Source organism: Modestobacter sp. SYSU DS0875, assembly GCF_054050915.1.
On the sequence record NZ_JBJHAH010000006.1, the window covers coordinates 159574 to 169937 of the forward strand.

Genomic DNA, 10364 nt, shown 5'->3' on the forward strand with positions numbered 1-10364 from the left:
GAGCACCGACAGGAACTTGTTTCGGTGACGCGGACCGCTCCGTCACGGCTGGCCCGGGGTGAGCGACCGCCGCATGGTGACGTGCCTGATCCCGGCCTCCTCGTACTCCTCGCCGACGGCGACGTAGCCGGCCCGCTCGTAGAACCCGCGGGCGCTGACCTGGGCGTGCAGCTCGACCGCCCGTTGACCCAGCTCGGCGGCCGCCCGGTGCAGCGCGGCGAGCACCGCGGCCCCGTGCCCGCGGCCCCGCACCCCGGCGTCGGCGGCCATCCGGCCGATGACCGCCCGCCCGGGGCCCGCGGCGTCGGGCAGCAGCCGGCCGGTGGCGACGAGCCGGCCGGTGTCGTCCCGGCTGAGCCCGTGCACCGCGGTGGCGTCGGCGGCGTCGCGCTCGAGCTCGGCCGGCACCCCCTGCTCGAGGACGAAGACCCGGTGCCGCAGCGCGCGGACCTCGGCGAGGTCGGCCGCGGTGGCCAGCGACGCCGTGGGCGCGCTCACCGGGCCGCCACCGCCGGGCCGGGCGGCAGCGCGGACGCCGGCACGAGCAGGAACCGCAGGTCGATCAGGGCGTGCAGCAGCACGGGGAGCAGCAGGGACCCGGTCTCCAGGTAGACCGCGGCCAGCACCCCGCCGAGCACGCCGGTGGTGACCACCCCCGAGACCCCCTGGTAGGCGTGCGCCAGGCCGAAGGCGACGGCCGCGACCAGCACGAGCAGGGCGAACGGCAGCCCGGGCAGCGCGGCGGCGACCACGGCCAGGAAGAAGCCCCGGTACAGCCACTCCTCGCAGACCCCGGCGGTGACGCCGACCAGGGCGAACAGCCGCCGCTCGGACCGGCTGCGCGGCAGCAGGGCGACCGTCGCCTGCCCCGTCGCCTGCCCGGTCGGCTCGGCGTGCCGGGGGCTGCCGGGGACGTGCGGCCGGACCACGTCCGGCGGCGGCCCGACCAGCGCACCGGCGCGCAGGGCCCGGACCGACACCACGACCAGCGCGGCGAGGGCCAGGACCGCGATCCAGGAGACCGGGCCCGGCCAGCGTTGCGGCCACACCAGGCCCACCGCGGCGGCGCCGACGCCGGGGGCGGCCAGCCACACGACCGCGGCGACGAGCGCGAGCCCCCACTCCAGCACCAGCAGCCGCCGGTAGAAGGAGCGGCGGGCGGCCGGGTCGGTGCGCAGCCGGCTCTCGAAGCGCCGGTGCAGGACCCAGCCGACGAACGGCTCCCCCACCACCAGGTAGACGGCGATCATCGCCGACGCCAGCTGCGCCGGCCCCAGGTCGGCGAAGGCGTCGGGGAGGTCGGGCACCGTCGTCACGAGCGCGGCAGCTCAGTTCTCGGCACGCAGGACCGCCAGGGCGCCGGCGAGGTCGGCCGGGTAGTCGCTGGTGAACTCGACCCAGCGGCCGTCGGCCGGGTGGGCGAAGCCGAGGCGCCGCGCGTGCAGCCACTGCCGGGAGACCCCCAGCCGGGCGGCGAGCGTCGGGTCGGCGCCGTAGGTCATGTCCCCGACGCAGGGGTGGCGCAGCGCGGAGAAGTGCACCCGGATCTGGTGGGTGCGCCCGGTCTCCAGGTGGATGTCGACGAGGCTGGCGGCGGGGAACGCCTCCACCACCTCGTAGTGGGTGACCGACGGGCGCCCCCCGGTGACGACGGCGAAGCGCCAGTCGTGCTTGGGGTGCCGGTCGATCGGGGCGTCGATGGTGCCCTTGGACGGATCGGGGTGGCCCTGCACCAGTGCGGTGTAGCCCTTGTCGACGGTCCGCTCCTTGAACGCGGCCTTGAGCAGCGTGTAGGCCCGCTCGCTCTTGGCCACCACCATCAGCCCGGTGGTCGCGGCGTCCAGCCGGTGGACGATCCCCTGCCGCTCGGCCGCGCCGCTGGTGCTGATCCGGTAGCCCGCCGCGGCCAGCCCGCCGGTCACGGTCGGGCCGTCCCAGCCGGGGCTGCCGTGCGCGGCCACGCCGACCGGCTTGTCGACCACCACGACGTCCTCGTCGTCGTGCACGACGGTCAGCCCGGCGACCGGCCGCGGCGCCACCGGCTCACCCGGCGGCGGGGGCAGCTCGACCTCCAGCCAGCTGCCCGCGACGAGCCGGTCGCCCTTGCCGCGGGCCCGCCCGTCGACGAGGACCGAGCCGCCGTCGGCGAGGTCGGCGGCGACGGCACGGGAGACCCCGAACAGCCGGGACAGGGCCTGGTCGACACGCTGCCCCTCCAGCCCGTCGGGCACCGGCAGGGCGCGGGTCTCACCCCGGGGCGCCGGGGCGGGGCTGCTCGTCACGGCGTCCATTGTGACCGCTGCCGCCGACGGTCCGGCGGCAGCGCGCTCAGCCGGGGGTGCCGTCGCTGCCCTCCGCGGGCCGGTCGTCGCTGCGGCGGCCGTCGAACTCCACGCCGCGGAAGGCCAGCAGCGCACCGAGCACGCCGCCGCAGACGATCGCGGAGTCGGCGACGTTGAAGATCGGCCAGACGTCGCCGTAGGGGTCGAACAGCGAGATGAAGTCGACGACGCCGCCGCGGAGGAAGCCCGGGTCGCGGAACACCCGGTCGACGAGGTTGCCCAGCGCACCGCCGAGCACCAGCGCGAGCGCGACCGCCCACGCGGTCGAGTAGAGCCGCCGCGCGATGCGCACGATGACGACCACGACCGCCACGGCGATCAGCGTGAAGACGACCGTGGCGCCCTCGGCGAAGGAGAACGCCGCTCCCGTGTTGCGGGCCTCGGTGAGGTAGAGGGCCCCACCGAGCAGCCGCAGCGGCTCCCGGTCGGACAGGGTCGCGACGACCAGCAGCTTCGTCGCCAGGTCGAGGACGAACACGCCCGCCGCGACGAGCGCCAGCAGGCGGGCGCGGGACCGCCGGGGCCCGGCGTCCTCAGGAGCCGGCGCGGACGGGTCCGCGGCCGGGACGGGGTCGGCCGTCGGCCGCTCGGGCTGCTCGGACACCGTCGCCGTCCTCCCGGTCGCGGCCCGGGCGGCCACGTCCCGGACGACGATAGCGGCGTCCCGCCGCCCGACGGCGAGGCGGCGCCGTCTGTCAGGCTCGGAGGGCAACCGGGACGGTACGAGACGTCCCGACCCGCCTTGTGACTCATCTCTCACCCTCAGTTCGGGGTGGACACCCCCCGCGGGACGTCGACCCGGGGACGGCGGACGACGATGGGCACAGACGCACCCATCTGCACTGCACGGGAGAAGACCTTGAGCACGGACGGTTCCGCGAACCCCGACGTCGTCCTCGTCGGCGGCGGCATCATGAGCGCCACGCTCGCCGCACTGCTGGGCATCGTCGCCCCCGACTGGACCGTCGAGGTCTTCGAGGCCGGCAGCGAGGTGGCCGGGGAGAGCTCGGGTCCGTGGAACAACGCCGGCACCGGGCACTCGGCGCTGTGCGAGCTCAACTACACCCCGGCCCGCCCCGACGGCACGGTCGACCCGGCCAAGGCCGTCGGCATCAACGAGCAGTTCCAGGTGTCCCGGCAGTTCTGGTCGCACCTGGTGCGCACCGGGCTGACCGACTCGCCGAAGACCTTCATCACCTCCGTGCCGCACATCAGCTTCGTCACGGGCACCGACGGCCACCGGTACATGCGCAACCGCTACGAGGCGCTGGCGCCGCAGCCGCTGTTCGCCGGCCTGGAGTTCTCCGACGACCCGGCCGAGCTGGACTCCTGGGTGCCGCTGATGATGAAGCAGCGCTCCCCCGGCGAGGTCGTCGCCGCGACCCGTTCGCTGGCCGGCACCGACGTCAACTTCGGGGCGCTGACCCGGCTGCTGGTCGAGTCCGGCGTGTCCCGCGGCGTGCAGCTGCACCTGCAGCACCGGGTGCAGCGCGTGCGGCGCGACTCGGCCGGCCGGTGGGCCACCACGGTCAAGGACCTGTCCACCGGCCGCAAGCGCACCGTGCGCAGCCGTTTCCTGTTCGTCGGCGCGGGTGGTGGCGCCCTGCCGCTGCTGCAGAGCGCCGGCATCCCGGAGATCCGCGGCTTCGGCGGTTTCCCGGTGAGCGGTCAGTTCCTGCGCACCCGCAACCCCGAGCTGGTCGCCCAGCACCAGGCCAAGGTCTACGGGCAGGCGAAGGTCGGCGCCCCGCCGATGTCGGTGCCGCACCTGGACCTGCGGCTCATCGACGGGGAGCAGGCGCTGCTGTTCGGCCCCTACGCCGGCTTCTCGCCCAAGTTCCTCAAGGCCGGGTCGATGTGGGACCTGCCGCGCTCGGTGCGGGCGGGCAACCTCGGCTCGATGCTGGGCGCCGGCTGGGCCAACATCCCGCTGACCCGCTACCTCATCGGCCAGGTGCTGCAGTCGGAGAAGGCGCGCTTCCGCGCACTGGAGGAGTTCGTGCCGACCGCCGAGCAGGGCGACTGGGAGCTCATCACCGCCGGCCAGCGGGTGCAGGTCATCAAGCAGGACGAGGCCGGCCGCGGTGTGCTGCAGTTCGGCACCGAGCTCATCGTCGGCGCGGACGGCTCCATCGCCGGCCTGCTGGGCGCCTCCCCCGGCGCCTCCACGGCGACCTCGGCGATGCTCACCCTGCTGGAGCGCTGCTTCCCCGACCGGATCGACGGCTGGCGACCGCTGCTGCAGGAGGCGATCCCCTCCTACGGGCGGAAGCTGTCCGACGAGCCGGAGCTGCTGGCCGAGGTCCGCGCGGACACGACGAAGACCCTGGAGCTGCAGGGCTGACGAAGGGCCCCGCGGCCCCACCCGGCAGCGGGGCCGTCAGTCCTCCTCGGTCGGCTGGCCGGACTCCCCCCGCCAGGTGGCGAGCCGCCCGGCGCGGCTGACCGCGCGCAGCCGGCGCTCGGCCTCCTGGCGCGAGCCGCGGGCGGAGACCAGCAGCGCCTGGTCCCCGTGCATCAGCCGGGTCGACCGGTCGGGCACGAACGGCCGGCCCTCGCGGACGACGAGCACCACGGCGGCGTCCTCGGGCAGCCGCAGCTCGGGCAGGTACACGCCGTGCAGCCGCGAGGTGTCCGAGACCCGCAGCTGCATCATCTCGGCGTCGAACTCCTCGAGCGGCGCGGACTCCACGTCGACGTCGCGCGGGGTCACCGGCGCGGCGATGCGCAGCAGCCGGGCCACGGCGGGCAGACCCCAGCCCTGGATGACGGTGAAGACGACCACGAGCACGAAGACGGTGTCGAACAGGCCGGCCGCCCGGGGCACCCCGGCGGCCACGGGGAAGGTGGCCAGGACGATCGGGACGGCACCGCGCAGCCCCGCCCAGGAGATGAATGCCTGCTGCCGCAGCGGCATCCGGAACCAGCTGAGGCTCAGCAGCACCGAGACCGGCCGGGCGACGAGCAGCAGCACCCCGCCCACCAGCAGCGCCGGCAGGACCGCCTCGGGCAGCCGGGACGGCGAGACCAGCAGCCCCAGCAGCACGAACAGGCCGATCTGGGCCAGCGAGGCCATGCCCTCGGCGAACCCGATGCTCGCCGCCCGGTGCGGCAGCGCGGAGTTGCCCAGCACCAGCCCGCAGAGGTAGACGGCGACGATCCCCGACGTCAGGGCGAGCGTGGCGGCGGAGTAGGCCAGCACGCAGAGCGCGAGGGTGGCCAGCGGGTAGAAGCCGGCCAGCGGGAGCGCCACCCGCTTGAGCAGCCAGGCACCGCCGAAGCCGAGGGCCAGGCCGATCACGGCGCCGCCGATGAGCTGCCCCACCACCTCGGCGAGCACCAGGTACCAGGGGTTCACCTGCCCGCCGGTGAGCCCCGCGGACAGCGCCAGCACCAGCAGGATGACCGGGGCGTCGTTGAGGCCGCTCTCGGACTCCAGCGACGCGGCCAGCCGCCGGGGCAGCGGCAGCCGGCGCAGCGTGGCGAACACCGCCGCGGCGTCGGTGGAGCTGATCACCGCGGCCAGCAGCAGCGCGAAGCCCCAGCCGTAGCCGAGCAGCCAGACCGCGATCGCCGCGGTCAACGACACGCTGACCGCCACGCCCACCGTGGCGAGGGTGATCCCGGGGCCGATCGCCCGCCGGACGTCGCTCCACCGGGTGGTGAGCCCGCCCTCGGCGAGGATGACCACGAGGGCGGCGACGCCGAGGGTCTGGGTCAGCTCGACGTCCTCGAACTGGATGCCCGCACCGCTCTCCCCCAGCGCCACGCCCAGCGCGAGGTACAGCAGCAGCGACGGCAGGCCGATGCGGTCGGCCAGGCGCAGGGCGACGGCCGCCACCAGCACCACCAGGGCGCCGACGGCAAGGGCGACCGTGACCGTCGTGTTCATCGGCGCGCCCCCACGCGGTGAGTCTCCCGTACCGCGGGCACCGGCCCGTGCAGCCGCTGTCGCAGGAACGGGTCCCGGAGCTGAGACACTGGTGCCGTGAGTGCGTCTTCCGGGCCCTACCGGGCCCTTCCCCCGCAGGTCGACCTGCCGGCCCTCGAGCACGAGGTCCTCGAGCAGTGGGAGGCCGACAAGGTCTTCGCCCGGTCGATGGAGAACAGGGCGGGCTCGCCGTCCTGGGTCTTCTACGAGGGACCGCCGACGGCGAACGGCCGGCCGGGCACGCACCACATCGAGGCGCGGGCGTTCAAGGACGTCTTCCCCCGGTTCAAGACGATGCAGGGCTTCTCCGTGCCCCGCCGCGCCGGCTGGGACTGCCACGGCCTGCCGGTGGAGATCGCCGTCGAGCAGGAGCTGGGCTTCGCCGGCAAGCCCGACATCGAGCGGTTCGGCATCGCCGAGTTCAACGCGAAGTGCCGGGAGTCCGTCGAGCGGCACGTCGACGCCTTCGCCGAGCTGACCAGCCGGATGGGCTACTGGGTCGACATGTCGACCGCCTACCGGACGATGGACGCCAGCTACATCGAGAGCGTCTGGTGGTCGCTCAAGCAGGTCTTCGGCAAGGGCCTGCTGGTGGAGGACCACCGCGTGGCCCCGTACTGCCCGCGCTGCGGCACCGGGTTGAGCGACCACGAGGTGGCCCAGGGCTACGAGACGCTGGTCGACCCGTCGGTCTACGTGCGGCTGCCGGTCACCGACGGCGAGTGGGCCGGCCGGGCCGACCTGCTGGTCTGGACGACCACCCCCTGGACGCTGCCGTCCAACACCGCGGTCGCCGTGCACCCCGACGTCACCTACGTCGTCGCCCGCACGGCCGCCGGCACCTTCGTCGTCGCCGAGCCACTGCTGACCGCGGTGCTGGGCGAGGCCGGCCCCGACAACCCCGTGGAGGTGCTGGCGCGCACCACCGGCCGGGACTGGGAGCGGGTGCACTACCAGCGCCCGTTCGAGCTGGTCGACTTCCCCGAGGGGGACGCGCACTACGTCGTCCTGGCCGACTACGTCACGACCGACGACGGCACCGGGCTGGTGCACCAGTCCCCCGCCTTCGGCGCCGAGGACTTCGCGGTGTGCCGCGGATACGGCCTGCCGGTCGTCAACCCCATCGACCCGACCGGCCACTTCACGCCCGAGGTGCCGCTGGTCGGCGGGCGCTTCTTCAAGGCCGCCGACCCGACGCTCGTGCAGGACCTCAGCGACCGCGGCGTGCTGTTCCGGGAACTGCGCTACGAGCACAGCTATCCGCACTGCTGGCGCTGCCACACCCCGCTGATGTACTACGCGCAGCCGTCCTGGTACATCCGCACCAGCCAGGTCAAGGACCAGCTGCTGGCGCAGAACGAGCGGACCAACTGGCACCCGGAGAACATCCAGTGGGGCCGGTACGGCGACTGGCTGCGCAACAACGTCGACTGGGCGCTGTCCCGCGACCGGTACTGGGGCACCCCCCTGCCGATCTGGCGCAACGACGCCGACCCGACCCGGATGATCGCCGTCGGCTCGCTGGCCGAGCTCTCCGAGCTCACCGGCACCGACCTCTCGGACCTGGACCCGCACCGGCCGTTCATCGACGAGGTGACCTTCACCGTGCCCGGCGAGGAGGGCACCTACCGGCGCGTCCGCCAGGTGATCGACGCCTGGTACGACTCCGGCTCCATGCCGTTCGCCCAGTGGGGCGCCCCGCACCGCAACCAGGCGGAGTTCGAGGCGGCCTACCCGGCGCAGTTCATCGCCGAGGCGATCGACCAGACCCGCGGCTGGTTCTACACGCTGATGGCCGTGGGCACGCTGGTGTTCGAGCAGAGCTCGTACGAGAACGTGCTGTGCCTGGGCCACATCCTGGCCGAGGACGGCCGGAAGATGAGCAAGCACCTGGGCAACATCCTCGAGCCGATGCCGCTGATGGACCGGCACGGCGCGGACGCCGTCCGCTGGTTCATGCTCGCTGGCGGCTCCCCGTGGTCGGCCCGCCGGGTCGGCCACGAGACGCTGTCCGAGGTGGTCCGCAAGGTCCTGCTGACGTACTGGAACACCGCGAGCTTCTTCACGCTCTACGCCGAGACCAACGGCTGGGACGCGGCTGCGGCACCGGCCCCGCCCCGCGCGGAGCGCCCGCTGCTGGACCGCTGGGCGCTGGCCGAGCTGGCGTCGGTCACCGCCGGGGTCACCGACGCCCTGGAGCAGTTCGACACCCAGACCGCCGGGCGGCTGCTGGCGACCTTCGTCGACGACCTGTCCAACTGGTACGTGCGGCGCAGCCGCCGGCGGTTCTGGGACGGCGACCCGGCCGCCCTGGGCACGCTGCACGAGGTGCTCGACGGGCTGACCCGGCTGATGGCGCCCTTCACCCCGTTCATCACCGAGCGGGTGTGGCGCAGCGCCGTCCTGCCCGGCCGGGTCGACGACGTCGCGCCGGACTCGGTGCACCTGGCCTCCTGGCCGGCGGTCGACGCCGACGCGCGTGACGACGCCCTGGTCGAGCAGGTGGCCCTGGTGCGTCGGCTGGTCGAGCTCGGCCGGTCGGCGCGGACGTCGTCGAAGGTCCGCACCCGCCAGCCGCTGGCCCGGGCGCTCGTCTCCGCCCCCGGCTGGTCGCAGCTGCCGCCGGACCTCGTGGCCGAGGTGGCCGAGGAGCTCAACGTCGTCGACGTCGTGGAGCTCTCCGGCGCCGTCGGCAGCGAGCTGGTCGACGTCTCGGTGAAGGTCGACTTCCGCGCCGTCGGACGCCGACTGGGCAAGCAGGTGCAGGCGGTGGCGCAGGCGGTCGCCGCGGCCGACGCCGCCCAGCTGGTCGCCGCCTACCGCGCCGGCACCGCCACCGTCCCGGTCGAGGGCGCCCAGGTGGCCCTCGAGGACGGCGACCTGGTGGTCACCGAGACCCCGCGGGAGGGGTGGACGGTCGCGGCGGCCGGCGGGCTCACCGTCGCCCTGGACCTCACGCTGACCCCCGAGCTGGAGCGGGCCGGGCTGGTCCGCGAGGTGGTCCGGCTGGTGCAGGAGGCCCGCAAGTCCAGCGGCCTGGCCGTCAGCGACCGGATCGAGGTCTGGTGGACCGGCGAGGACGGCCTGGCCGAGGCGCTGGCCGAGTCCGGCGGCACCTGGGCCGGCGAGGTGCTGGCCACCGCGGTGCACGCGCAGGTCCCCGGCACCGGCCCGGGCCTCGAGGGCCCGGCCGGCTCGCGGTTCTGGATCGCCAAGGCCTGACGATGGCCCCCTGCCCCCCGCCGCTCGCAGGCTCGCGAGGGGGCCCTGCAGGGGGCCATCAGGGTCAGCCCCGGCGGGCCCGCTCCCGTCGGGCCATCGCCCGGTCCGGCGTGCAGACGCCGCACGGGGTGAACCCGTCGTTCCGTGCCTGCAGCAACGGGATCGGGATCGTCGCCACGGCGGCCAGCCGGGGGCAGCCCGCCACGTGGTAGCGCGGGTGCTCGTCGACGACGAGCACCTCGTCGGTCAGGTCCATGATCAGCAGCAGGTCGGAGAACTCGACGTCCTCCGGGGGCGGTTCGCCCGACGCGGCGACCTGCTCGGCGGGGGCGGCCGGCGGCGGCCCGTCCCCCCAGCGGGTCGACCCGCCCACCCGGGGCAGCACCGGGGAGCTGGGCGGCACCGGTGGCGGGGCCACCCGCCGCACCACCTCCTCCTCCCCCGGCCGGGCCAGGTCGCCCAGGGAGCTGCCGGGCCGGGAGCCGCTGCCCGGGGACGGCGCGACCGGTGGCGCCGGCTCCGCCGGCGGGTCCTGCGGGTGGTACGGCGTCCGGACCTCGGGCGGGCGGGCCCTGCCCGCACGATTGCGCAGCGCCCCGATCCCGATCAGCACGGTGGCCAGGGCGCTGACCGCGAAGGAACTCCACTGCAGCACCGGCTCGCCCTGCACGACCCCGGCGACGAGCAGACCGACGGCGATCAGGACCAGCAGCGCCGCGATGAGGACCACGCCCGGATGCTATCCGGCACCGCCCTCCGCGGCCCACGACGGGACGACACGACCCCGACGACGACTGAGCCCCTCCGAACCGGGGTCCGGAGGGGCTCAGTCGGCCACCCTTCAGGGGCCCGCGCCGAGCGTGCGAGGC

8 protein-coding genes are annotated in these 10364 nt (G+C 74.8%); 2 read left to right on the forward strand and 6 right to left on the reverse strand.

Going from position 1 to position 10364, the window contains the following annotated elements; translation table 11 throughout:
* Positions 1-42 precede the first annotated feature (42 nt).
* Genes ACI79Y_RS05415 through lspA form a run of 4 tightly spaced genes read right to left on the reverse strand, consistent with a single transcriptional unit; the run spans position 43 to position 2946 of the window.
* Positions 43-498 carry a GNAT family N-acetyltransferase gene (locus tag ACI79Y_RS05415; protein WP_457157484.1) on the reverse strand — a complete coding sequence of 152 codons (456 nt, stop codon included), beginning with the start codon at positions 496-498 and terminating at the stop codon, positions 43-45.
* A complete protein-coding gene (locus ACI79Y_RS05420) occupies positions 495-1316 on the reverse strand; it encodes a CPBP family intramembrane glutamic endopeptidase (RefSeq protein ID WP_457157485.1) in 822 nt (273 codons plus the stop codon). Before ACI79Y_RS05420 ends, ACI79Y_RS05415 begins: the two co-directional genes overlap by 4 nt.
* Before the next feature lie 12 nt (positions 1317-1328).
* A complete protein-coding gene (locus ACI79Y_RS05425; RefSeq protein WP_457157486.1) occupies positions 1329-2291 on the reverse strand; it encodes an RluA family pseudouridine synthase in 963 nt (320 codons plus the stop codon).
* Positions 2292-2328: 37 nt separating this feature from the next.
* Positions 2329-2946: a signal peptidase II gene (gene lspA, locus ACI79Y_RS05430; protein WP_457157487.1), complete on the reverse strand. Its 618-nt coding sequence runs from the start codon at positions 2944-2946 to the stop codon at positions 2329-2331.
* A gap of 255 nt (positions 2947-3201) precedes the next feature.
* Here lspA and ACI79Y_RS05435 point away from each other — a divergent pair, with 255 nt between their 5' ends.
* A complete protein-coding gene (locus tag ACI79Y_RS05435; RefSeq protein ID WP_457157488.1) occupies positions 3202-4686 on the forward strand; it encodes a malate:quinone oxidoreductase in 1485 nt (494 codons plus the stop codon).
* Positions 4687-4722: 36 nt separating this feature from the next.
* Here ACI79Y_RS05435 and ACI79Y_RS05440 read toward each other — a convergent pair whose 3' ends face one another.
* Positions 4723-6234, reverse strand: coding sequence for a potassium/proton antiporter (locus ACI79Y_RS05440; RefSeq protein ID WP_457157489.1), 1512 nt, complete (start codon positions 6232-6234; stop codon positions 4723-4725).
* A 96-nt stretch (positions 6235-6330) separates the two neighbouring features.
* Here ACI79Y_RS05440 and ileS point away from each other — a divergent pair, with 96 nt between their 5' ends.
* Positions 6331-9495 carry an isoleucine--tRNA ligase gene (ileS, locus tag ACI79Y_RS05445; RefSeq protein WP_457157490.1) on the forward strand — a complete coding sequence of 1055 codons (3165 nt, stop codon included), beginning with the start codon at positions 6331-6333 and terminating at the stop codon, positions 9493-9495.
* A gap of 64 nt (positions 9496-9559) precedes the next feature.
* Here the strand turns inward: ileS and ACI79Y_RS05450 are convergent, their stop codons facing one another.
* Complete coding sequence (locus tag ACI79Y_RS05450) at positions 9560-10225, reverse strand: hypothetical protein (RefSeq protein ID WP_457157491.1); 666 nt, start codon at positions 10223-10225, stop codon at positions 9560-9562.
* Between the last annotated feature and the right edge of the window lie 139 nt (positions 10226-10364).